20 protein-coding genes and 1 tRNA gene are annotated in these 22,892 nt (G+C 69.8%); 18 read left to right on the top strand and 3 right to left on the bottom strand.

Features of this window, described 5'->3' with window-relative positions; all coding sequences use genetic code 11:
• The first annotated feature begins 21 nt into the window (after positions 1-21).
• The gene (locus PP359_RS13650; RefSeq protein WP_433718407.1) at positions 22-621 is read left to right on the top strand and encodes a gamma carbonic anhydrase family protein; all 600 of its coding nucleotides are present in this window, start codon (positions 22-24) and stop codon (positions 619-621) included.
• Between the two features lie 30 nt (positions 622-651).
• Here the strand turns inward: PP359_RS13650 and PP359_RS13645 are convergent, their stop codons facing one another.
• Positions 652-3,324, bottom strand: a complete 2,673-nt coding sequence (locus PP359_RS13645) for a phosphoenolpyruvate carboxylase (protein ID WP_039412269.1) — start codon at positions 3,322-3,324, stop codon at positions 652-654.
• Between the two features lie 189 nt (positions 3,325-3,513).
• Between PP359_RS13645 and PP359_RS13640 the strand changes: the two genes are divergently transcribed.
• Genes PP359_RS13640 through hisS form a run of 3 tightly spaced genes read left to right on the top strand, consistent with a single transcriptional unit; the run spans position 3,514 to position 6,660 of the window.
• Positions 3,514-4,656: a Na+/H+ antiporter NhaA gene (locus PP359_RS13640; RefSeq protein WP_499250845.1), complete on the top strand. Its 1,143-nt coding sequence runs from the start codon at positions 3,514-3,516 to the stop codon at positions 4,654-4,656.
• Positions 4,620-5,357, top strand: coding sequence for a nucleoside triphosphate pyrophosphohydrolase (locus PP359_RS13635; protein ID WP_499250844.1), 738 nt, complete (start codon positions 4,620-4,622; stop codon positions 5,355-5,357). Before PP359_RS13640 ends, PP359_RS13635 begins: the two co-directional genes overlap by 37 nt.
• A gap of 4 nt (positions 5,358-5,361) precedes the next feature.
• A complete protein-coding gene (gene hisS / locus PP359_RS13630; protein ID WP_112931157.1) occupies positions 5,362-6,660 on the top strand; it encodes a histidine--tRNA ligase in 1,299 nt (432 codons plus the stop codon).
• Here hisS and PP359_RS13625 read toward each other — a convergent pair.
• Positions 6,621-7,520, bottom strand: coding sequence for a helix-turn-helix transcriptional regulator (locus PP359_RS13625; RefSeq protein WP_499250843.1), 900 nt, complete (start codon positions 7,518-7,520; stop codon positions 6,621-6,623). The two genes, hisS and PP359_RS13625, sit on opposite strands and share 40 nt — an antisense overlap.
• A gap of 113 nt (positions 7,521-7,633) precedes the next feature.
• Between PP359_RS13625 and PP359_RS13620 the strand changes: the two genes are divergently transcribed.
• From PP359_RS13620 to PP359_RS13565, 12 genes are all read left to right on the top strand, one after another.
• Entirely contained in the window at positions 7,634-9,079 is a 1,446-nt protein-coding gene (locus tag PP359_RS13620; protein ID WP_112931158.1) for an MFS transporter, read from the top strand.
• 87 nt (positions 9,080-9,166) lie between these two features.
• Positions 9,167-9,991 carry an SGNH/GDSL hydrolase family protein gene (locus PP359_RS13615; RefSeq protein ID WP_499250842.1) on the top strand — a complete coding sequence of 275 codons (825 nt, stop codon included), beginning with the start codon at positions 9,167-9,169 and terminating at the stop codon, positions 9,989-9,991.
• Between the two features lie 69 nt (positions 9,992-10,060).
• Positions 10,061-10,426 (top strand): GntR family transcriptional regulator, encoded by a 366-nt coding sequence (locus PP359_RS13610; RefSeq protein ID WP_499250841.1) that lies wholly within the window; start codon positions 10,061-10,063, stop codon positions 10,424-10,426.
• Positions 10,423-11,427: a DUF1648 domain-containing protein gene (locus tag PP359_RS13605; protein ID WP_499250840.1), complete on the top strand. Its 1,005-nt coding sequence runs from the start codon at positions 10,423-10,425 to the stop codon at positions 11,425-11,427. The genes PP359_RS13610 and PP359_RS13605 overlap by 4 nt, the downstream gene beginning before the upstream one ends.
• Before the next feature lie 31 nt (positions 11,428-11,458).
• Positions 11,459-12,127: an O-methyltransferase gene (locus tag PP359_RS13600; protein ID WP_036318169.1), complete on the top strand. Its 669-nt coding sequence runs from the start codon at positions 11,459-11,461 to the stop codon at positions 12,125-12,127.
• A 109-nt stretch (positions 12,128-12,236) separates the two neighbouring features.
• Complete coding sequence (eno, locus tag PP359_RS13595) at positions 12,237-13,517, top strand: phosphopyruvate hydratase (RefSeq protein ID WP_036318168.1); 1,281 nt, start codon at positions 12,237-12,239, stop codon at positions 13,515-13,517.
• 72 nt (positions 13,518-13,589) lie between these two features.
• Positions 13,590-14,117: an FtsB family cell division protein gene (locus PP359_RS13590; RefSeq protein ID WP_036318167.1), complete on the top strand. Its 528-nt coding sequence runs from the start codon at positions 13,590-13,592 to the stop codon at positions 14,115-14,117.
• Positions 14,118-14,154: 37 nt separating this feature from the next.
• Positions 14,155-14,673 (top strand): DUF501 domain-containing protein, encoded by a 519-nt coding sequence (locus PP359_RS13585; protein WP_499250839.1) that lies wholly within the window; start codon positions 14,155-14,157, stop codon positions 14,671-14,673.
• Positions 14,670-16,064 carry a S8 family peptidase gene (locus tag PP359_RS13580; RefSeq protein WP_499250838.1) on the top strand — a complete coding sequence of 465 codons (1,395 nt, stop codon included), beginning with the start codon at positions 14,670-14,672 and terminating at the stop codon, positions 16,062-16,064. Before PP359_RS13585 ends, PP359_RS13580 begins: the two co-directional genes overlap by 4 nt.
• 20 nt (positions 16,065-16,084) lie before the next feature.
• Positions 16,085-17,554, top strand: a complete 1,470-nt coding sequence (locus PP359_RS13575) for an NAD(P)/FAD-dependent oxidoreductase (RefSeq protein WP_499250837.1) — start codon at positions 16,085-16,087, stop codon at positions 17,552-17,554.
• An 89-nt stretch (positions 17,555-17,643) separates the two neighbouring features.
• A tRNA-Leu gene (locus PP359_RS13570) sits at positions 17,644-17,716 on the top strand.
• Between the two features lie 118 nt (positions 17,717-17,834).
• The gene (locus tag PP359_RS13565) at positions 17,835-18,953 is read left to right on the top strand and encodes an acyltransferase family protein (RefSeq protein WP_112931228.1); all 1,119 of its coding nucleotides are present in this window, start codon (positions 17,835-17,837) and stop codon (positions 18,951-18,953) included.
• Between the two features lie 351 nt (positions 18,954-19,304).
• On the opposite strand, the gene PP359_RS13560 is transcribed toward PP359_RS13565, so the two are convergent.
• Positions 19,305-20,213 carry an alpha/beta hydrolase gene (locus PP359_RS13560; protein WP_499250836.1) on the bottom strand — a complete coding sequence of 303 codons (909 nt, stop codon included), beginning with the start codon at positions 20,211-20,213 and terminating at the stop codon, positions 19,305-19,307.
• An 86-nt stretch (positions 20,214-20,299) separates the two neighbouring features.
• Here PP359_RS13560 and PP359_RS13555 point away from each other — a divergent pair, with 86 nt between their 5' ends.
• Together PP359_RS13555 and PP359_RS13550 are read left to right on the top strand one after the other, a co-directional pair.
• The gene (locus tag PP359_RS13555; RefSeq protein ID WP_499250835.1) at positions 20,300-21,532 is read left to right on the top strand and encodes an alanine racemase; all 1,233 of its coding nucleotides are present in this window, start codon (positions 20,300-20,302) and stop codon (positions 21,530-21,532) included.
• Entirely contained in the window at positions 21,529-22,842 is a 1,314-nt protein-coding gene (locus PP359_RS13550; protein WP_499250834.1) for a D-arabinono-1,4-lactone oxidase, read from the top strand. Before PP359_RS13555 ends, PP359_RS13550 begins: the two co-directional genes overlap by 4 nt.
• Positions 22,843-22,892: the final 50 nt, after the last annotated feature.

Genomic DNA, 22,892 nt, shown 5'->3' with positions numbered 1-22,892 from the left:
GCTGGGCGCGGGAGGATGATCATGCAGTTCGAACATCTCGGGGCGCGCCCCCGCATCCACCCCGATGCCGTCGTGGCCCCCACGGCCGTGATCTCCGGTGACGTCGAGATCGGAGCCGGCTGCCAGATCCTGCACGGTGCCGTGCTGACGGCGGAGGGCGGCCCGATCACGCTCGGCTCACACGTGATCGTCATGGAGAACGCCCTGATCCGGGCGAGCGCCGCACACCCCGTGCACATCGGCTCGCACGTGCTCGTGGGCCCGACGGCCAGCATCTCCGGAGCGACGATCGCCGATGAGGTCTTTCTCGCCACGGGTATCCGGGTCTTCAACGGTGCGCGCATCGGCGAACGATCCGAGGTGCGCATCGGTGCGATCGTGCACCTGCGCACGATCGTGCCGCCGGATGCCGTGGTACCCATCGGCTGGGTCGCCGTGGGCGATCCCGCCCAGATGCTCTCGCCCGATCGTCACGAGGAGATCTGGGCGCTGCAGAAGGAGCTCGACTTCCCGGGGTTCGTTTTCGGCCTGGATCGGGAGACACCCGATCTGATGATCCAGCTCACCGAACGCTACGGCGCGGCGCTCGCGCGCCACGCCGACGACCGCCGCGTGGACTGAGTCCCCGCGACGGTCCGGATCGGGGTGCGATCACCCCGTGTTCTGCAGTCCGGCCGAGACGCCGGAGACGCTGAGCAGCAGAAGGCGCTGCCACTGCGCCAGGTCGGCCTCGTCGTGCTCGCCGGTGCGGAGCGTGCGAAGGGCGCGCAGCTGCAGCAGCGAGAGTGCATCGACGTACGGGCTTCGCATTTTGACGGCGCGCTGCAGCACCGGCTTGTTCGAGAGCAGTTCGTCGCCGCCCACGATGCGCACGACCCAGTCGCCGGTGAGCTGCAGCTCGTCCACGACGAGGTCGGCCAGGTCGCTGCGGTCACCGAGGTCGAGGTAGCGGCGCGCGATACGACCGTCGGCCTTCGCGAGGCTCATGCCGACGTTGTCGATGACGGTGCGAAACAGGGGCCACTCGGCGTAGGCGCGTCGCAGGAGCTCGACGTCCCCGACGGCCTCCAGCGCGGATCCGAGACCGAACCAGCCGGCCAGGTTGATGCGGGCCTGCGACCACGCGAAGACCCACGGGATGGCGCGAAGGTCTTCGAGCGATTCGACCGACAGACCGCGTCGTGCGGGACGCGAGCCCAGCGCCAGCAGGCCGATCTCCTCCATCGGCGTCACGGTCGCGAACCACGACGCGAACCCGTCTGCCTTGACCAGCGAGAAGAATCGCGCGCGGGAGGCGGCATCCATCGTCGCGGCGACCTCGGCGTAGCGCTCCGCCGCCGCGCTGTTGCGCTTCTCGATCGACGGGGCGGAGGCGAGCAGGACGGCCGCGGCGACCTGGTCGATGTGACGCATCGCGATGTTGGGGTCGCCGTAGCGCGCGAAGATCACCTCGCCCTGCTCGGTGAGCTTGAACCGTCCGTCGACCGAGTGCGGAGGCTGCGCCAGGATCGCCGAGTTGGCCGGTCCGCCGCCGCGACCGAGCGCGCCGCCTCGTCCGTGGAAGAGGGTGAGGTGGATGCCGCATTCCTTGGCCCAGGCGGCGATCTTCGCCTGCGCCTCGTAGAGGGCGAGGTTGGCGGCGACGGGACCGACGTCCTTCGAGGAGTCGGAGTAGCCGAGCATGACCTCGAGCCGCCGATCGGTGGCTTCCAGCCGTGCCGCGAATTGCGGGTGGTCGACGATCTCGGCCATGATCGCGGGCGCGGCCTGCAAGTCGGCGAAGGTCTCGAACAGGGGGATCACGTCGAGGACGGGAACGGTGCCCCCGGGGCCGACCGCCAGCCGCGCCAGCTCGTGCACGGCGGCGAGGTCGGCGGCGGACTGGGTGAAGGAGACGATGTAGCGGCCGGCGGCGCGCGGCCCGTAGCGGTTCTGGATCTGCGCGATCGTGCGGAAGACTTCGAGCACCTCCTCCGCCTGCGTGCTCAGCGGCTCGCCGCTGGCGACTTCGGCGAGCACCTTGGCGTGGACGGCGGAGTGCTGACGCACCTCGAGTTCGGCGAGGTGGAAGCCGAAGGTCTCCACCTGCCACAGCAGCTGCTGGAGGTGTCCATACGCCTGGCGCGGGGCCCCCGCGTCGACGAGTGACTGCTGCACGGTGCGCAGCTCGCCCAGCAGCGCGTCGGGGTCGCGATATGCGAGATCGGCGTCGCGCTTGCGCGTGGCGGTGATGCGACGGGCGATCAGCAGCATCGCGCGCTTGTGCGGCTCGACCTTGGCCCGCTTGGCGGCGTCTGCCGCACCGTCCTCGTCGGCGTCTGCGAGTCGCTGCAGCAGGCCGAGGAGGTCAGCGGTCGGCGGCGTCGTGTCCTCGGACAGCGTCAGCGTCTTGGCGATCCGGACGGCCGAGCGCTCAAGGCCGAGCAGGATGTGCTCGGCACCGATCGACGCGGCCTTCTTCGTGACGGCGGCTGTCACGAACGGGTTGCCGTCGCGGTCGCCGCCCACCCACGTCCCGAGGCGGACGAAGGGGCGCACGACGGGCGCGCGACCGCCGGCCGCGGGTCCCTGCAGCGCATCGTCGACGCGTCGGTAGACGTGGGGGACCGCCGTGTACAGGGTCTCGTCGAAGACCGCCATGATGGCGCGCACCTCGTCGACGGGAGTCGGCTTCTCCGCCCGTAGCGGCGCGGTGCGCCACAGCGTGTCGATCTCTTCGAGCATGCGCCGCTCCGCGCGTCGCTCGTCGGCCCCACCCTCCAGCGAGGCGTCGCGCTCGGTCAGCAGCGTGACCAGGCGTCGGATGCTGGTCGACACCGCGCGGCGGCGGGCCTCGGTGGGATGAGCCGTGAACACGGGGTGGAAGCGCATCGCCTGCAGGCGCGCCAGGGCGGTGTCGTCGCCGACCTCCGCCGCGAGGCGCACGAACGCCGCGGCCACCGAGTCGGCCGCATCTTCACGCTCCGGGCGTCCGTCGCGCTCACGGAGGACACGCACGCGCTGATGTTCTTCGGCGAGGTTGACGAGATGGAAGTAGACCGTGAAGGCGCGGGCGACCTCGTCGGCGCGTTCCACGGAGAAGGACTCGGCGATCTGTGCCGCTCGCTCGAAGGCCTCGGGCGACTCATCGCTGTACGCGGCGATGGTCGCGAGGCGCAGACGCTCGACGTCGTCGTACAGGCCGGGGGAGCCGCTTTCGCGCAGGACGCGACCGAGCAGCGCGCCGAGCATGCGCACGTCGGCACGCAAGCGCTCGGGCAGTTCGTTCTCGGCCTCATCGCGGCCGACGAGGTCGATCGCTTCGGTTCGGGTGAGTTCGCGCATGAGACCACGGTAATGGCACGGTGTTTCACATTTGTCACGGGGTAGTCTGGAAGCTCGGGGTGACGACGTTTTATGACGCCCCGACGTCGACGCGACGGCGTGCTGTGCCCTGCGCGTCGTCGGACGGTGTGCCGGGAAGTCTGGTCGGCGAGTCCCGTTCGTCGATCCCCCGGAGTGACCGTGTCCTTGTTGCGATCCGCCCGTTTCCCCGCCGTCCTGCTGCTCGCCGCCGCCTCGATCGGCCTGATCGTGGCCAATGGCCCGGCCGCGCCGATCGCTTTCGCCGTCGCGGATGCGCATCTCGGCATTCCCGGCATCGTCGACCTGTCCGTACGTCACTGGATCTCCGACGGCCTGCTCGCCGTCTTCTTCTTCATCGCCGCGGTCGAGCTGCAGTTCGAGCTGACCAGCGGTCAGCTGGCCTCCCCACGACGTGCCGTCCTGCCCGCCATCGCCGCGGCCGGCGGCGTGATCGTACCCGTGGTGCTGTACGTGCTGATCGCCGGCGGGGAGGCGACCAGCGCCGGATGGCCCATTCCCACGGCCACCGATATCGCCTTCGCGCTGGGCGTGCTCGCCGTCTTCGGTCGAGGTCTGCCCTCCGGAGTGCGCATCTTCCTCCTTGCGCTGGCCATCTTGGACGACATCGTCGGGATCGTCTTCATCGCGGTGCTGTTCACGGCCGACGTCGACTTCGCCATGATGCTGCTCGCGCTGGTGTTCGTCGTCGTTTTCGCGGCCTGCAGCCGGCTCCTCGACACCCGCGCCCGTCCGGTTGCCGTCGTCGGTCTCGTCGTGAGCGCGATCGGCACCTGGTATGCGGTGCACGAGTCGGGCGTGCACGCGACGATCGCGGGCGTCGTGCTCGGGCTGGCGATGGCCCAGCAGCCCGCTCTGCGGGCACGACACGCACTCGAACCGTGGGTCAACGCGATCGTGCTGCCGCTGTTCGCGCTGTGCGCGGCCCTGGTCGCGATCCCCGCCGTGTCTGCCGGAGAGCTCTCGCCGGCCTTCTGGGGAGTCTTGGTCGCCTTGCCGGTCGGCAAGATCATCGGAATCGCCGTGGCCGGCGGCCTGGCGCAGCGCCTTCTGCGGGTACCGAAGAACGATCGACTCGCCGGTGGTGACCTCCTCGCGGCGGGTGCTCTGGGCGGAATCGGCTTCACGGTGTCGCTGCTGCTCAGCGAACTCGCGTTCTCCGGGGCGCCGGACATCCGCGATCAGGCCACTCTCGGGGTGCTTGCCGGCTCGGCGATCTCGCTCGTGATCGCCGGGATCCTCGTATCGTGGCGGGCATGGCATCATCGACGTCGGAGCACGGCGACCGTCTGAGTCCGATCGACCCGGCGTCGACCTCCACCGGCGACGCCCTGCGACGCGCCGCCGACGTCATGGCAGCAGTGCGGGCGCGATGCGTGTGGTCGGCGCGGATCACGCACGAGGACCTCGTGCCGTACCTCGTGGAAGAGGCGGCCGAACTGATCGACGCCGTCGAAGCCGGCACGCGCGCCGATCTGCGCGAGGAACTCGGTGACCTGCTCTGGCAAGTGCTGTTCCACGCCGCGGTCGCGGCGGACGCGACGGAGGATCCCTTCGACATCGAAGACGTCGCCGACGCGCTCGCCGAGAAGATGATCCGTCGGCACCCGCACGTGTTCGGGGATGCCGTCGCCACCACTCCCGAGGAAGTGCTCGTCCACTGGAACGCAGCCAAGGCCGCCGAGAAGCAGGATCGGCGGTCCGTGCTCGACGGCGTCTCGGCCCACATGCCCTCCCTCGCGCTGGCGCAGAAGCTGCTGGGCCGCGCGGCAGCGCTGCCGTTGTCGTCGCCTCGCCCGGACCACGGGCGGGACGACGGTGACGCGGGTACGCAGAGCGAGGAGCAGCTGGGCGCGGAGCTGCTCGGGCTCGTGGCGCGCGCTCAGCGCCGCGGGTGGGATGCCGAGCGTGCGCTGCGAGGCGCGATCCGCCGACTCGAGGACGAAGTGCGAGCCGTCGAGTCCGCGTCGGCATCCGGCGACCTGGAAGAATGATCGCGTGGCATCCGTGAACCCGCCGCGCGGCATGCGCGACTTCCTCCCCGCCGACAAGACCCGTCGCGAGCGCGTGCTCGCCGTCATCCGCGATCGCTACCGCGCCCATGGATTCGACGAGATCGAGACGCCGGTCATGGAGGACTACGACCGGCTGCACGCGGGCATCGGGGGCGACAACGAGAAGCTCGCCTTCAACGTTCTCAAGCGTGGACTGGATGCCGACGCGATCCGCGCCGCGGCCGACGACGCCGCCGCACTCAGCGACCTCGGCCTGCGCTACGACCTCACCGTTCCCCTCGCGCGCTTCTACGCGACGCACCGCGCCGAGCTGCCGTCGGTCTTCCGCTCCATCCAGATGGCGCCGGTGTGGCGTGCCGAACGGCCGCAGAAGGGCCGCTACCGCCAGTTCGTGCAGTGCGACATCGACATCATCGGTGACCCGACGGGTCGGGCCGAGGCCGAGCTGCTGGTGGCGAGCCTCGATGCGCTCGACGCGCTCGGTCTGGTCGGCGGCAGCATCCGCGTCAACGACCGTCGCGTGCTCGATTGGATGCTCGGAAGCTTCGGCTTCGCCGCGGAAGAGCGTGCCGGGGTGCTGATCACCATCGACAAGCTCGACAAGATCGGGGCCGACGGCATCGTCGCCGAGCTGCGCGAGCGAGGCGCCACGTCCGAAGCCGTCGACGCGTTCGACGCCTTCCTGCGCCGGCCGCAGACGCGCGAATACCGTCCCTACGGTCAGGGGCAGATCCGCGCGGCGCTGCCCGAGGACGTGCCGGACGACATCGTGGCCGATCTCGTGGCCATCGGCGCGGCGGTGTCGGCGGCCCGCGGCGTCTGTGCAGAAGACGCGCAGGGCGCGCCGCTCGTGTTCGACCCGTTCCTCGTGCGCGGCATGGGCTATTACACCGGCACGATCTTCGAGCTCGCCCATCCGAGCGTGCCCTACTCACTCGGCGGCGGTGGTCGCTACGACGGGATGATCGGGCGCTTCTTGGGCCAGCAGGTACCCGCGGTGGGCTTCTCCCTCGGCTTCGAGCGCATCGTCGATCTTCTCGAGGATGCCGACGATGCGGGAACGTCCTCCATCGTCCTCGTGCACGAGCGCGACGTGCCGGTCGGCGAGCTCGTCGCTCTGAAGGCCGCACTGGTCGCGGACGGCTCGCGGGTGCGTCTGGAGCAGCGCACCAAGAACCTCAAGGCGCTGCTTGAGCGTGCTGCCGCCGACGGGTATTCGTCCTTCGCGACGGTGGCGGCGGGTCAAGCGCCGGAGACGCTGGAGATCAAGCCGCTCGGCTGAGAGGTCGCGGGCGACAAACCCGACAGCACCGGCTCCTCGGTGGCGAAGCGGGCGAGGACGTCGAGTCGGCGCGCCGTCGCCGCATCCTGCGGGGAGAACCAGACCACCCGCTGCCCGCCCGCCTCGCCCGTCCAGAGGCTCGTCATCGCCAACTGGAGCACTCCCCAGCGCGGATGAGCGAGGCGCTTCACCGCATTGTGCTCGGCGGCCACGTCGCCGCGGCGCCACAGCTCGGCGAACGGAGGAGACTGCTCCTCGAGCTGGGCGATGAAGCGTTGCCAGCCCGGCTCGTCGTGGTGGCGGCCGTATGCGGCGCGCAGACGCGCCACGATCCGCTGCTGGGCGTTGTCGAGGTCGGTGTGCGCGCGCTGCCATGCCGGATCGGTGAAGATCCGAACCGCACAGTTGCGGCCCTCGGGAGCGATCGTGTCCAGATCCGCGAAGAGAAACCGGTAGGAGCGGTTGTAGGCACGGATGTCGAAGCGAGCCGTCTGCACGGCGGCGGGATACGGCATGAGCTTGGACAGCAGATCGAGGTGCGCCGCGCTCACGCAGGCGTGCTCGTCCCGTTCGGGAGGCGTCGCGCCGGCCAGGGCGAACAGGTGGTCCCGCTCGTCCTCCGTCATGCGCAGCGCCCGCGCGATCGCTCCGAGCACCTGCTCCGACGCCGCGATCGGTCGGCCCTGCTCGAGCCAGGTGTACCAGGTGAGCCCGACCCCCGCGAGCGTGGCGACCTCCTCACGGCGAAGGCCGGCGACGCGCCCGCGGGTGCCCGGAGGAAGGCCGACGTCGTCGGGGCTCAGACGTTCACGGCGCGTGCGCAGGAAGGCGGCGAACTCGTCCCGGCGATCCGTGCGCATGTCTGCCAGCGTAGTGCGCTGGGCACGGGGGCGGCGTGCGCAGCGGGGTGGCGTTGATACCAGGATGAGCGCACTCCTGGTACCAGGATGACGCCGGCCTCAGGATGAACGCTATGACGACGACGGCCTCACTTCCCCTCGTGCCGGCAGGGCACGTGCGCACCCTTCCCATGGCGGTGCCCACCTGGCGCTACATCGGGTTTCTCATCGGCCCCGGGGCGGGATCTTTCGCCTTCAACGCCGTCACCGTGACGATGCCCCAACTTCGCGAGGCATTCACCGCATCCGAGGTCCAGCTCGAGCTCGTCGTCGCCGGCTACGGCATTCCCTTCGCCGTGCTCCTCATCCTTGGCGGGCGCCTCGGCGACCGCTTCGGGCGCCACCTGCTCTACGCCCTCGGAATGGCCCTCTTCCTGTTGTCGGCCGTGGCCTGTGCGGCCAGCCCCACGATCGAGGTCCTCATCGCCGCACGCGTCCTGCAGGGTGTCGGAGCGTCCCTGTGCACACCGCAGGTCCTGGCCACGATCCAAGCCACCTCGGCAGGGGGAGCGCGCGTGCGCGCCATCGCGGCCTTCGGTGCCAGCGGAGGCATCGGTGCCGCCGGCGGGCAGGTGCTGGGGGGCGCGTTGGCGGGCGCCACGCTGGCAGGCCTGGCCGGCTGGCGGGCGATCTACGTCGTGGTGGCGATCGCCGCTCTCGCGGCGATCGCCCTCGCCCCGCTCGCCCCGCGATCGCGCGTTCACGAAGCGGTGACGATCGATGTCGCCGGAACGGTCGAGCTCGGCGCAGGCGTTCTTCTGATCGCCTCCGCGCTCACCTTCGGACCGTCGGCGGGATGGTCATGGCCGACGTTCGTCGCCCTCGCCGCGGGGGCAGCGGCACTCGTCGCGCTCTGGGTGCACCAGGATCGCATCGAGCGCTCCGGTCGGGTGCCCCTGCTGCCGCCGAGCATTCTGCGACTGCGCGCCCTCCAGCTCGGGCTGGTGGCCGCTGCTCTGTTCTTCACCGGCTACGGTGCGGTGCTCTACGTCATCCCGCGCGCGGTCGAGGCCGGCCTCGGGTATGACTCGTTGACGGCGGGCCTGCTTCTGCTGCCGTTCGCGGTGGTGTTCGCGGTCGTGTCGCTCTCGCTGGCGCCGATCCAACGCCGGCTCGGCGTGCGCACACTCGTCTGGGGAGTCGTTCTGCAGCTGATCGCGCTCGTGGGGTTCCTTCTCGTCTCGCTCGTGGCATGGGGGCCGTCGCTGATCTGGTGGGCTCAGCCGGCGCTCGTACTGCTCGGAGCGGGTCAGGCGCTCGTCTTCTCTCCCCTCACCCAGGCGGTGGTTCGTGAGGTCCCCGTCGAAGCGGCGGGTCTGTCGGGCGGCATGTTCAGCACCGTTCAGCAGCTCGCGCTCTCGATCGGCGTCATCGCGATCGGAGCCGTGACGACGGCGACGGGGTGGAGGGGGCGTGATGAGGTGGTCGCGGGCTTCGTGCTGGATGTCGCCCTCGCGTGCGGCGTCCTTGCGCTGGCGCTCGTGCTCACCGCGGCGCTCCGGCGGGGCGCGCACCGCTGAGCCCGGCGTCCGTGGGAAGCACGGCCGGTCACCTTCCGGCCACCCGACGGGAGCGTGCCGTTCACGCAGGGGGAGTGTGATCGGTGCGTGACATCGCGTTCGCATGGTCTGCGTGCTCTCTGCCCGCGCGTGGCGGCGAGTGCGGCGCTGGGAGGTGCGATCGTGGTCGGCGTGATCGCCGCGCGGACTGTGCTGGCGCGCCAGGCCGCCCTGGCGCGGCTCCGTATCGGCAAGCCGCTGGGTGAGATCGCGCTGGATGCCGACCGCGTGTGGCGGCCGAAGCTGTCGGGCGCGCCGCTCGAGCTGCTGGTGCTGGGCGACTCGATCGCAGCCGGTCTCGGCGCACAGCGGCCCAAGGACGTTCTGGGGGCGCGACTGTGCAAGGGGCTCGCCGACTTCCTGCATCGACCCGTGCGCCTTCGCACCGTCGCCGTGGTGGGAGCCGAGTCGAAGGATCTCGCCACGCAACTCGATCGTCTGGCGCCGGACTATCGGGCGGATGCCGCGGTCATCATCGTCGGTGGCAACGACGTGACGCACCGTACCCCCGTCTCGTCGGCGGCGAGCGACCTCGAGGCGGCGGTGCGGCGGTTGCGCGAGTCGGGCGCGGCCGTCGTCGTCGGCACCTGTCCGGACCTGGGCGCGTTGCGCCCCGTGCCGCAGCCGCTGCGGGCGCTGGGTGCGCAGGCGTCGCGGCAGCTCGCCCACGCGCAGGCGGCGGCGGCTCGGCGCGCCGGCGCCCGGGTCGTCTCCCTGCGGCGCGCCGTCGGGGCGATGTTCATCGAGAACCCCGACGACATGTTCAGCGTCGACCGTTTTCACCCCAGTGCGCTCGGCTACCGGCGTACGGCCGATGCCCTGCTGCCGGAGATCGTCGCCGCGCTTGCCCAGGGGGTGCGCACCCGGGCGTGACCCGCGGATCGTCGAGACTCACATCGCGGCAACTGTTCTATTTGTCATAGAATGGATACAGGAGGCGTCATGTTGATCCGCACCGACCCCACGAGCGATGTGCCGTTGTTCACGCAGATCGCGGCGTCGGTGCGAGCGGATGCCGTCGCGGGCCGTCTGCGCCCCGGCGATCGCTTGCCGTCGGCGCGCGCCGTCGCGGCCGCGCTCGACGTCAACCTGCACACGGTTCTCCACGCGTATCAGCAGCTGAGGGAGGAGGGGCTGGTCTCCATGCATCGCGGGCGTGGCGCGGTCCTCACCGATGCCGCCGATCGGCTCGCCGAGCTCCAGCCCGATATTGCCGTCATCGTCACCCGAGCGCGCGAGCGTGGGCTGTCATCACAGGCGCTCGCCGCGCTCATCCATCACCACGGCGAACCGGAGGAATCATCATGACCACGACACGGCCCCGAGCCGTCACCCGCTTCGTCCTGGTCGCCGTCGCGCTGCCCGTGCTGGCGAGCGCGGTCGCTGTCGTGCTCCAGCTCGCCGCCGGCGACGCGCTGCCCGACCCGATCGCCATCCACTGGGGTGCGAACGGAGCACCCGACGGGTTCGGTCCCGCGGGGACCACGGTGCTGGCCACGGCGGCGCTCGGACTCGGGCTGCCCCTGCTGATCGCGGCATCCGCACTGAACGGGCTTCGCCGCGGCGACCGCGGCCCGGTCTACCGGCTGATGGGAGCGTTCGCCGCGGCGATGTCGGTGTTCACCGCGGTGCTGATGACCGCCTCGGTGCGGATGCAGAGCGGCGTGATGGACGCGGCGACCGGACCGTCCGTCCTGCCGTGGCTGGCCGCTGCCGCCGTCGCGGCACTCGTCGCCGGCGTCGCCGCGTGGGCGCTCCAGCCCGACGAGTGGGTCGCCGTCGTCGGAACCACCCCGACGATGAGCCCTCCGTTGAGCGTCGACGAGCGGGCGGTGTGGCTGCGCAGCGTGCGCCTCGCCCGCGGCGGCCTCATCGTGCTCGGCGCTGCGCTCGCGCTCCTCATCGCCGTGGCCGTGGTGAGCATCGCCGTGAGCGGCGGCCCGGTCACCACCACGGTTCTCATCGCGCTGGTCGTGCTGATGGCTGCGGTCATCGCCGCGACGGCGGTCTTCCACGTGCGGGTCGACGAGACGGGGCTGACCGTCATCTCCGCAACCGGCTTTCCCCGCGTGCACATCCCGATCACGGGGGTCGAACGCGTCGAGGTCGTCGACGTCAGCCCGATGGGCGAGTTCGGCGGCTGGGGTCTGCGGTGGGCGCCGGGCGGAGGCTTCGGTGTCGTCCTGCGGGCCGGCCCGGGCATCCGGGTTGTGCGTGCCGATCGTCGCGTGTTCACCGTCACCGTCGATGACGCCCAGACCGGTGCAGCTCTGCTCGCCGCCGAGGTCGCGCGCGCCGCGGGACGTTGACCCCGCATCGGCGACCGGGTTTGCTGGGGCTATGACCGAGCTCTCGCTGCCTGCCGCCCATGAGGTGGACCGTTACCTCGTCGACACCCTCGTCGGTACCGACGACGCCCTCGCGGCAGCGGTGGATGCCCAGCGCGCCGCGGGCATGCCCGCGATCGAGGTGGCGCCTACGGGGGGCAAGCTGCTGTGGCTGCTGGCGCGCCTGAGCGGCGCGCGGCGGGTGCTGGAGGTCGGCACGCTGGGGGGATACTCGACGATCTGGCTGGCCCGCGGCATCCCCGACGACGGTCGGGTGGTGACGATCGAGGCCGAAGCCCGCCACGCGGAGGTGGCCCGTGCCAGCGTCGACCGCGCCGGCGTGGGGGAGCGCGTCGACATCCGCATCGGACGGGGCGCAGACGTGCTGCCGACCCTCGCCTCTGAGGCGCCCTTCGATCTCGTCTTCATCGACGCCGACAAGGAGTCCAACACGCTCTACCTCGACTGGGCGGCGCGGTTGGGTCGGCCCGGCACGGTGATCGTCGTCGACAACGTCGTCCGCAGCGGTCGAGTCGCGGATGCCGAGGATTCCAATCCGCAGGTGCGCGGCGTGCGCGCGGGGTTGGAGATGCTGCGGGACGACCCGCGTTTCACGGCGACGGCGCTGCAGACCCTGGACGCGAAGGGGTGGGACGGCATCGCGCTCGCGCTGGTCGTTTGATCCGGTGCGGGTCATGTGGCGGTGCCGCCCAGGTCACTAGACTCGATGACGGAGCAGGAACACACCCGTGACGCTCCGAGATTCACCCTTCACAAGCAAGGAGTCCCCTGTGGCACTGATCGAGGCTGTAGGCGCACGCGAGATCCTGGATTCGCGTGGCAACCCGACCGTCGAGGTGGAGGTGCTGCTCGACGACGGGATCGTCCAGCGCGCGGCCGTCCCCTCCGGCGCGTCCACCGGCGCTTTCGAGGCGTACGAGCTGCGTGACGGCGACAAGAGCCGTTATGGCGGCAAGGGCGTTCTGAAGGCGGTCGCCGCCGTCATCGACGAGCTCGGTCCGGCCATCGAGGGCGTCGAGGCGAGCGAGCAGCGCGTCATCGACGAGATCCTCATCGCCACCGACGGCACCGAGAACAAGTCGCGCACGGGCGCCAACGCCATTCTCGGCGTCTCGCTCGCGGTGGCCAAGGCAGCGGCCGACAGCGCCGATCTGCCCCTGTTCCGCTACCTCGGCGGACCGAACGCGCACGTGCTGCCCGTTCCGCTGTTCAACGTCATCAACGGTGGAGAGCACGCCGACAACGGCATCGACTTCCAGGAGTACTTCCTCGCGCCGATCGGCGCCGAGACCTACGGAGAGTCGCTGCGTTGGGGCACCGAGGTGTACCACGTCCTCAAGGGCGAGCTGAAGGCGGCGGGCTACAACACCGGCCTCGGCGACGAGGGCGGCTTCGCCCCCGACCTTCCCAGCAACCGCGAGGGTCTCGACTTCCTCATCAAGGCGATCGAGAAGGCCGGGTTCACCCCCGGTACGGACGTCGCCGTCGGCCTGGACGTCGCCGCCACCGAGTTCTACAAGGACGGCGTCTACACGGTCGAGGGCAAGGCCTGGTCGGCCGAGAAGCTCACCGACTACTTCGCCGACCTCGTCGCCAACTACCCGGTCGTCACGATCGAGGACGCGCTCGCCGAGGACGACTGGGAGGCCTGGAAGCACCTCACCGATGCCATCGGCTCGAAGGTCCAGCTCGTCGGTGACGACCTGTTCGTGACGAACCCGGTTCGCCTGCAGAAGGGCATCGACCTGGGCGTCGCGAACGCTCTGCTCGTGAAGGTCAACCAGATCGGCACGCTGTCCGAGACGCTGGACGCGATCTCGCTGGCGACCCAGAACGGCTACCGCTCGATGCTGTCGCACCGTTCCGGTGAGACCGAGGACACGACCATCGCCGACCTCGCCGTCGCCGTCAACGCGGGCCAGATCAAGACGGGCGCCCCCGCCCGCAGCGAGCGCGTCGCGAAGTACAACCAGCTGCTGCGCATCGAGGAGGAGCTCGGCGACGCCGCGGTCTTCGCCGGTCGCGGCGCCTTCCCGCGCTTCAAGGGCTGACGCCGCTGGAGATTCGCTGAGCGATTCGGGGCGCCTCCCGTCGCACGTCCGCGTGCCACGTAGGCTGGTCCCATGACGAGAGAGGGAGCCGAGCGCACTGCGCCGGCTCCCTCTTCCGCGTCCCGCCCGTCGCGCGCGAGCCGAGGCGCGGGCCGCGTCGACGTGAGGGCGTGGGCCGGCGGCATCCGCTTTTCCGCGTTCACCGTGATCATGCTGGGGCTCGTGGTACTCGCCGTCTTCACATTGGTGCCCACGGTCGGCACCTACCTCGGCCAGCGCCAGCAGATCGCGGCTTTGGCGCACTCCGTCCAGGTGAGCGAAGCAGATGTCGCGGCACTGCAGCAGCAGAAGGATCGGTGGAACGACCCTGCCTACGTGAGCTCCCAGGCGCGGGAACGGCTGTATTACGTACGCCCCGGCGAGGTCGTCTATCTCGTCGACAACGACCTTCCGGCAACGGCGATGCCCCCGTCGCAGGCGGCCGTCAGCGCGCAGGTGCAGGAGACCCGCACCGATTGGATGGCGCAGCTCGTGCGCTCGGTGGCCGGCGCCGGGCTCGCCCAGACGGCGGCGGTGCCGCCGGTCGCGCCCACTCGCTGATCAGCAGTCGGTCAGCCCGCCCCGGTACCCTTGACGGGTGCCGCATCCCGCTCTCAGCCCCGCCTCCGCCGCCGACCTCGAGGTCATGCGGGCCCAGTTGGGACGTCCGATGCGTGGCGTCGTCGGCATCGCCGCGCGTTGCGTGTGCGGCAACCCGACGGTGGTCGCCACGGAACCGCGGCTCCCCGACGGCACGCCGTTTCCGACGTTCTACTACCTGACCCACCCCGGCGCGACGGCCGCGATGTCGGCGCTGGAGGCGAACCAGGTGATGCCCGAGTTGGCCGCCCTGCTCGCCGACGACGAGGAGATCGCCGCCGCCTATCTCGCGGCGCACGAGGCCTACCTGTCCGACCGGGCGGTGTACGGCGACGTGCCGGAGATCGCGGGCATCTCCGCGGGCGGGATGCCGACACGCGTCAAGTGTCTGCATGCCCTCGCGGGGCACGCGCTGGCCGCCGGAACCGGGGTTAACCCCATCGGCGACCTCGCGCTCGCGCGCGCCGACTGGTCGCCCGAGCGCTGCACGTGCGCCGACCCGCGGAGCGCGGTGTGAGCGCTCGCCGTCGGCGTCTCGTCGCCGTCGTCACCGCCGTTATGATCGGCCTGGGCGGGCAGGCGGCGGCGGGTGCGGCGAGCATTCCCGCGGTCGCCGTCGCCGCGGGCGACCCTGCCCCGGCGGCCGTCGCCGCTGGCGGCCCTGCCCCGGCGGCTCTCGCCGGGCCGTCGGCCCTCTCCGCGACGGCACCTCCGCCGGGAACGGGCGATCCCGCCCGCGCGGCGGAGTACTGGCTCGACGAGTACGGCATCCGGCAGGCGTGGCAGACCACCCGCGGCAAGGGGGTGACGATCGCTGTCATCGACACCGGCATCGGCCGATCCCCGGTGGAGTTCTCCGGTGCGGTCGTCGGGGGAGCGGACTTCTCCGGAGCCGGGTCGTCGGACGGGCGCACCCCGGTCGGGGCTGTCGATGCCAACCACGGCAGCTGGGTGGCCTCGTTGGCGGCCGCCCGCGGAACCGGTGCCGACACCGGGATGATCGGCGTCGCCCCCGAGGCGAGTCTGCTCTCGCTGTCGATCGGATTCGGCGCGGCATCCTCGGTGCCGTTCGTGCAGCAGGTCGCCGATGCGATGAAGTGGGCCGTCGATCACGGCGCCGACATCATCAACCTCTCGTTCACGACGAACACCCTGACCTGGGACCCGTCGTGGGACGATGCCTTCCAGTACGCGTTCGACCACGACGTTGTGGTCGTGGTGGCCGCCGGAAACAAGGGCAGCGGTACCGAAGAGGTGGGCGCGCCGGCGACCATCCCCGGGGTGCTGACCGTCGGCGGTGTCAACCGTGCCGGCACTGCCAGCGAACAGGCCTCGACGCAGGGCATCACCATCGGCATTTCCGCGCCGAGCGAGCAGCTGCTCGGCGTCTCCGCCGACGGGCAGCTCGTCGTCTGGGACGGGACCAGCGGGGCCGCGCCCATCGTGGCCGGCATCGCGGCGCTCGTGCGTTCGGCTCACCCCGACCTGGATGCCGACAACGTCATCAACCGCATCATCAAGACGGCGCGGCCCGCCGCCGCGGCGACCAAGGTGCCCGACGAGAAGTACGGCTACGGGCTCATCGATGCGAACGCCGCGGTGAGCGCGTCGGTCGCAAGCGTCAACAGCAACCCGATGGGAAGTCTGTCCGACTGGATCCGGCTGTACCGGCGCGCCGACGCCGGTCCCCAGCCCACCCCGACCTCCTCGCCCGTCACCATCGAACAGCTGCCGGCGGCCGAGACGCTGGATCGACGTTCCCCGCTGCTGCCGAGCGTCGACACCCTCCTCTACGGCACCGTGCCGCTCGTGGGGGTCACCCTGACGGCTATACTGGTCGCGCTCGGTGTCACTGCTGCTGCCCGGCGCATCAGATCGGAGCGCGCACCTCGTACTCCGAGCCGTTGATTCAAGGAGTGCTTCCACCTGTGACTCACACAGAGACCAGCACGGCCGCGCGTGCCGTGCCCAAGATCCTCATCGTCGGTGGCGGTTACGCCGGCTTCTACACGGCGTGGAAGCTCGAGAAGCACCTGCGCAAGGGTGAGGCCGAGGTCACGATCGTCGACCCGCTGCCGTACATGACGTACCAGCCCTTCCTGCCCGAGGTCGCGGCCGGTGAGATCGAAGCTCGTCACGTCATCGTGGGCCTGCGTCGGCACCTGAAGAAGACGCGTGTCGTCACCGCCAAGGTCACCGGCATCGACCACGCCACCCGCACGGCCACCATCACGCCGGCCGAGGGCGACGCGTGGCAGGAGAGCTACGACCAGATCGTGGTCACCGCCGGTGCTGTCTCGCGCACCTTCCCGATCCCCGGCATCGCCGAGAACGCGATCGGCCTGAAGACCATCGAAGAGGCCGTCGCCGTCCGCGACCGCATCCTCACCAACTTCGACCGTGCGGCGAACCTTCCCGCCGGTCCCGAGCGCGACCGCCTTCTGACCGTGGTCGTCGTCGGCGGTGGCTTCGCGGGCATCGAGGTGTTCGCGGAGACCCGCGCTCTCGCCTCTTCGCTGCTGAAGGACTACCCGCAGCTGCGCTTCGAGGACACGCACTTCCACCTCGTCGAGGCCATGGGACGCATCATGCCCGAGGTGTCGCTGAAGACGAGCGAGTGGGTGCTCAAGGACCTCGCCAAGCGGGGCGCCAACGTGCACCTCGACACGCAGGTCACCGGCGCCGTGGACGGCAACGTCGAGCTCTCGACCGGCGAGGTCATCCCGACCGATCTCATCATCTGGACCGCCGGCGTCATGGCCAACCCCACCGTCGTGCGCGGCAGCGACCTGCCCGTGGAAGAGCGTGGACGCATCCGCACCCGTGCAGACCTGCGCGTCGGCACGGCGGACGAGGTCGTCGAGGGCGCGTGGGCGGCCGGTGACGTATCCGCCGTCCCGGACCTCACGGGCAAGGGCGTCGGCGGCTATTGCGTGCCCAACGCGCAGCACGCCGTCCGTCAGGCCAAGCTGCTCGCGAAGAACCTCGTGGCCGTCCTCCGCGACGAGCTGCCCCGCGAGTACATCCATCACAACCTCGGTGCCGTCGCCGGCCTGGGACTGTACAACGGTGTCTTCCAGTCGCGAAACATTGCGCTCAAGGGCTTCATCGCGTGGTGCGCGCACCGCGGCTACCACGGCCTGGCCATGCCCTCATGGGAGCGCAAGTGGCGCGTGATCGGCGACTGGTGGCACAACTTCTGGCTCCGCCGCGACAATGTGTCGCTGCAGACCGTCCAGAACCCGCGCTACGTGTTCGAGGAGTTCGCCTCGCGTCCGCGCCCGGCGGCGCCGGCTGCTGCCCCGGCGGCACCGGCGATCGACCCGAAGTCGGTCGCTGCCGACAAGACCGGTTCGACCGAGGCCAAGGTCGAGGAGAAGGCCACGGCCGCCAGCTGAACAGGGCTGCAAGTCTGACGCACGAGACCCCCACACCGCCGCGGCGGTGTGGGGGTCTCGTGTCTCCGGCGTCGCTACCCTGGTAGCGGGCCCCCGTAGCCCAATGGCAGAGGCAGGCGACTTAAAATCGCTTCAGTGTGGGTTCGAGTCCCACCGGGGGTACGCGGACACTCGGCCGAGGAGCGCGACGTGTTTCCAGCGCGGTGCTGTGAGAGATGTCTCCACTTCAGATCTACCCGCCGCACCGACTGATCTTGCAATGCCGTCTGCGTGAAAGGACATGACGATGCGCCGAAGGTTTGAGCTCGACTCATTGCGAGGGATGGCCGCGCTATCCGTCCTTCTATATCACGCACTCGCTCTCAACTCCGATCAACTCACCGCGGCGATCCAGTTGCGCCCGGTGGACGGCGTGTTGCCACAACTTTTGGCGTACTCTCCATTGCATCTGTTCTGGCTCGGCGGCGAGTCCGTGTGGCTCTTCTTCGTCCTTTCAGGGTTCGTGCTGACTCGGTTGGCGCAGACCACTCTCTTCTCCTGGCAGTCTTACTATCCGAGCCGGGTCTTGCGTCTGTATTTACCGGTTGCCGCCGCGATCGTGCTCGCATGGTTGACGTACACGTATCCGCACGTTCTCACACCGACCATGGATCAGCTTCTGCCGACCAGCTATCCTCCTCCGCTCGTGCTTCAAGACCTTCTCCTCGTCGGTGGCACATCCACGTCACTCGGAGTCCTTTGGTCGTTGCAATGGGAGGTCATCTTCTCGTTGGCTTTGCCTCTATATCTGCTCGTGGGTCGTCGCTGGCCCGTGCTTAGTCTCGTGTCGGGACTGATCCTGTGTGTTCTGGGTTGGAAGCTGAACGTGGCTTCAGCTTCGTATTTGCCTATGTTCCTTATCGGCGTGGTGCTGGCGACACACTGGAATCGTGTTGTCAAACATGTCGAACCGGCGTTCGCGAAAAGGTTTGGGGGAGCCATCTTCGGCGCTGCCGCCTTGGTGGTCGGTTGCGCAGGAATGCTGGCGTACTACCTCCTTGGTCCGAGCCTCGGCGAGTGGAGTCGAGCGGTCACCGTTCCCATCACGCTCGCTGCTATCACTCTCCTCATCGTCGTCGTGCAGATGTGGTCCCCACTTTCGCGTGTTCTGTCGATGCCCCCGTTCCGTTTTCTCGGCAGAGCGTCGTATAGCCTGTACCTCGTTCACATGCCTATCGTCGTTCTGTTTCTCTTCGTGCTTAAACCGGGTGTACTCTCCGCGGCTGCCGGGGTTCTCGTCTCATTGCTCGTGGCCGTGGTGTTCTACTATGTCGTGGAGCGCCCGGCGCACCGCTTCGCGCAAAGGACGCGCAAGCAGCTGACTGAAGCGACGTTGCCTCAAGAGTCAGCAGCACGATGACGTCACCGATGCGGTCCGAGGATCATCGGCGATGACACCGCGTGTCACGAGATGGATTTCTTGAGGCGCGAAGAATCCCGATCCCGATGATTATTGCCCTGCTGGATCTGTCCCGAGCCGCTGTGGTCGGAGCCAGCGGCACGCTGGCCGAACGCTCGGCTGCCGTTTCGGTGGTGTCGGGACCTGTTGCCGCCGTCGACCTCGACGCGCTCCGGTCGCCCGCAACGAACCTCGTGGTCCGCACCCCGGAATCACGCGGTCGATTCCCCGGAATCACGCGGACGCTATATATACGCGCAATCGCTTCAGTGCGGGTTCGAGTCCCACCGGCGGTACTGCCGGCGGGAGGTGTCAGCCCACGACACCGCTCGGGTCGGCGACGAAGCGGCCGATGAGTTCGTACGCTTCCCGCGCCTCGCGGGTCCAGTAGGCGCCCGGATAGACGTGGAAGCCGTCCTCAGCGATCATGATGCGCGCAGAGGTGCCGGCGGCGCGGGCCTTCTCGACGAACGCCACCGCATCGTCGTGGAAGACGTCGCGAGCACCCTGAAAGACGAGGAGGGGTGCCAGGCCAGCCAAGGAATCGTCGATCGGGCTGATCTGCGGGTCGTGGAGATCGTGTGTTCCCGACCATGCCTCGGCAGCCGCGCGCAGACCCGCGCAGCGCAGCGTGGGGTCTCGGCGCTCGCGCTGCCATGCGCCCGGCGTGCGCATCGTGGGATCCACCCACGGCGACAGCAGAATCAGGCCGTCCAGGGGGCGCCGGTCGCCGTCGCGGACTCGGAGGGCGAGCGTCGCGGCGACATTGCCGCCGGCGGAGTCTCCCGCGACGAAGAGCGAAGTGGTGCTGGGGCGTCCGGCGACGTCGTCGTAGACGGCGTCGATGAACGCCTGCGCATCATCGACCGTGTGCTCCGGCGTCAGCGGGTACGGGGCGATGGTGATGGCCGCTTGCGTGGCCGTCATGATCCGCTGGATGATCCACCAGTGCTGGCTGACCAGAGGGTTCACGAACCCGCCGCCCGGCAGATAGATCAACTCGCGCCCGGCGACGTGGTCGCGCGGCTGCCAGCGCAGAACCGTCGACCCGCCGATCGCGCCTTCGGTCAGGCGTCCGAAGGCACCGGCGTCCTTGGGCACGGGCGCGAACGTGCGATGCGAGTCGACCCGGGACAGATACTCCGCACTCGAGAGGTCTCGGCGCGTGGCGCCGGCGGTGAGCCACAGTGCACCCACGGTCAGCTTCATCAGCAAGGTCACGCATCGAGAATATCGATGAGTTCCACTGCCGATGACACCGCGTGTCATCTAGGCTGGTGCCCTCACGAGCGAAGGAGCCCGAACCGATGAGCCTGGACCTCCTGAGCCTTCGCCCCCATCGCGGCCGGGACTGGGATGATCCGGCCGCGTTCTGGACGGCACGATCGACCGCCGTCTCGGCGGTGTCCGGACCCGTCGCCTCGATCGACCTCGATGCGCTTCGGTTCAACGCGATGGATCTCGTGGTGCGCTCCGCGGGCGTGCCGATTCGCGTGGCCAGCAAGTCGATCCGCGTGCGAGAGGTGTTGGACGCCACCCTCGCGATCCCGGGCTACCGCGGCATCCTCGCATTCACGCTTCCCGAGGCGATCTGGCTCGCGCGCGATCATGACGACATCGTGCTCGGCTATCCCAGCGTCGACCGCGCCGCGCTGCAGCGCCTCGTCCACGACGACGATCTCGCGCGTCGCATCACGCTCATGGTCGACGACCCCGCCCAGCTGGATGCGGTGGATGCCGTCGCCGCTCCCGCCTCTCGCGCACGCATCCGAGTCGCGATCGATGCGGATGCGTCGTGGCGGGCACCCGTGCTGGGCCACATCGGTGTGCGACGCTCGCCCGTGCATGAGCCGACGGAAGTCCTGCGGCTCGCGCGCTCGATCCTCGCTCGCCCCGGATTCGATCTGGTCGGACTGATGATGTACGAGGCGCAGATCGCCGGCCAGCCGGACCACACCGGCTCCGGCGACGGCGTGATCCGTTGGATGCAGCACCGGTCACGCGAAGAGCTCGTCGCGCGCCGTGGGGCGATCGTGGCGGGGCTGCGTGAGATCGCGGAGTTGGAGTTCGTCAACGGCGGCGGGACCGGCTCCCTCGAGTTCACGGCGGCCGATCCGGCCGTGACCGAGACCACAGCCGGCAGCGGGCTGCTCGCCGGTCACCTCTTCGACGGCTACCGCGCCTTCGCGCCGGCGCCGGCCGCGGCCTTCGCCCTCGAGGTCGTCCGCAAGCCCCTGGACGACATCGCCGTCGTGCTGGGCGGGGGATGGATCGCGTCGGGACCGCCGGTCGCTTCCCGCCAGCCACGCCCGGTGTGGCCGTCCGGGCTGAAGACCCTCGGGCGGGAGGGCGCAGGAGAGGTGCAGACACCCCTGCAGGGTGAGTCGGCGCGCCGGCTTCGCATCGGCGACCGCGTCTGGTTCCGCCACGCGAAGAGCGGCGAGCTGGCCGAGCGGGTGGATCACTACCACCTCACACTCGGCGAGAACCTCGTCGGCGAGGCCGCCACGTACCGCGGCGAAGGGAAGAGCTTCCTGTGACACGACCCGGCGGCACATGGCAGAACTGGGCGCGTACCGAGAGTGTGCGCCCGCAGCTGGTCGAGTACCCCACGACGATCGAGGCGGTGCGCCGTTCCGTTCGCGCCGCCGGCGCTCGCGGGCGCGCACTCAAGGCCGTGGGAGCGGGACACAGCTTCACGGGAATCGCGGCGGCTCCGGGAACCCTGCTGGATCTGAGCGACCTCAGCGGTGTCGTCGCCGTCGATCGCGAGCGGGGGCGTGTGCGGCTCCTGGCCGGTACCCGACTGCATCGCATTCCGACGCTTCTGGCTCCTCACGGCCTCGCCATGGCCAACCTCGGCGACATCGACCGTCAGTCCATCGCCGGCGCCCTGTCGACGGGCACGCATGGCACCGGGCTCGGCTTCGGGGGTCTGGCGACCCAGGTCGTGGCCGCAACTCTCGTCACGGCCGATGGCGAGCTGCTGACCGTAGACGAGGAGAACGAGCCCGAACTCCTGCCCGCCGTCGCACTCGGTCTCGGGGCCCTCGGCATCCTCGTCGATGTGACGCTGCAATGCGTGCCCGCGTTCGTGTTGGACGCGCAGGAGCAGCCCGAGAGACTGGATCTCGTCGTGGGCGCGCTCGATGCTCGCGTCCGCGATGTCGACCACTTCGAGTTCTACTGGTTTCCGCACACCGATGTCGCCCTGACCAAGACGAACACTCGGATGCCGGGCGACGCGCCGACGGCGCCGCTGTCGCCGCTGTCGCGGATCGTCGACGAGCGGATCGTTGGCAACGGCGTGCACCAACTGGTGTGCAGCGCCGGGCGGGTCGCGCCGCCGCTCGTGCCGGCGATCAACAGGTTGTCAGCCCGAGTGTGGGGGGACCGGCGCTTCTCCGACGCGTCGCACCGCGTCTTCACCACGGAGCGCAGCGTGCGCTTCCGCGAGATGGAGTACGCCGTGCCGCTGGACGAGCTCGCCGTGGCGTTCCAAGAGGTGCGCGAGCTGGTCGAACAGTCGGGATGGCGAATCGAGTTTCCGATCGAGGTCCGGGTGGCGCCCGCCGACGATCGGTGGCTCTCCACCGCGTTCGCGCGCGACAGCGGATACATCGCGGTGCACCGGTACTGGCGCGCTGACCACCGTGCCTATTTCGCCGCCGTCGAGGAGATCATGCGGGTCCACGGCGGGCGGCCGCACTGGGGAAAGCTGCACACGCTCGACGCAGAGGCGCTTCGCGGGCGCTACCCGCGATTCAACGACTTCCTGGCGCTGCGTGACCGCCTCGATCCGACGCGCATGTTCCGAAACGACTATCTGGACCGCGTGCTCGGCACCTGAGGGCCCGCCGCGCACACTCCCAGATGGGGAACCGCTGGGAGTGCTCCCAG

Origin of the sequence: Sphingomonas sp. BLCC-B65 (assembly GCF_028550675.1) — a bacterium.
Lineage (GTDB): Bacteria > Actinomycetota > Actinomycetes > Actinomycetales > Microbacteriaceae > Microbacterium.
The sequence above is the reverse complement of the archived record's forward strand: the minus strand, read 5'-3'. Positions and strand labels throughout refer to the sequence as shown.

What these genes read in the sequence shown, in the direction of transcription:
- PP359_RS13555 (WP_499250835.1), top strand. Translation starts at nt 20,300, where the DNA reads ATGAGCCTGGACCTCCTGAGCCTTCGCCCCCATCGCGGCCGGGACTGG.
- PP359_RS13620 (WP_112931158.1), top strand. Translation starts at nt 7,634, where the DNA reads ATGACGACGACGGCCTCACTTCCCCTCGTGCCGGCAGGGCACGTGCGC.
- PP359_RS13605 (WP_499250840.1), top strand. Translation starts at nt 10,423, where the DNA reads ATGACCACGACACGGCCCCGAGCCGTCACCCGCTTCGTCCTGGTCGCC.
- PP359_RS13625 (WP_499250843.1), bottom strand. Translation starts at nt 7,520, where the DNA reads ATGCGCACGGATCGCCGGGACGAGTTCGCCGCCTTCCTGCGCACGCGC.
- PP359_RS13600 (WP_036318169.1), top strand. Translation starts at nt 11,459, where the DNA reads ATGACCGAGCTCTCGCTGCCTGCCGCCCATGAGGTGGACCGTTACCTC.
- PP359_RS13635 (WP_499250844.1), top strand. Translation starts at nt 4,620, where the DNA reads ATGGCATCATCGACGTCGGAGCACGGCGACCGTCTGAGTCCGATCGAC.
- PP359_RS13590 (WP_036318167.1), top strand. Translation starts at nt 13,590, where the DNA reads ATGACGAGAGAGGGAGCCGAGCGCACTGCGCCGGCTCCCTCTTCCGCG.
- PP359_RS13645 (WP_039412269.1), bottom strand. Translation starts at nt 3,324, where the DNA reads ATGCGCGAACTCACCCGAACCGAAGCGATCGACCTCGTCGGCCGCGAT.
- PP359_RS13650 (WP_433718407.1), top strand. Translation starts at nt 22, where the DNA reads ATGCAGTTCGAACATCTCGGGGCGCGCCCCCGCATCCACCCCGATGCC.
- PP359_RS13610 (WP_499250841.1), top strand. Translation starts at nt 10,061, where the DNA reads ATGTTGATCCGCACCGACCCCACGAGCGATGTGCCGTTGTTCACGCAG.
- PP359_RS13565 (WP_112931228.1), top strand. Translation starts at nt 17,835, where the DNA reads ATGACGATGCGCCGAAGGTTTGAGCTCGACTCATTGCGAGGGATGGCC.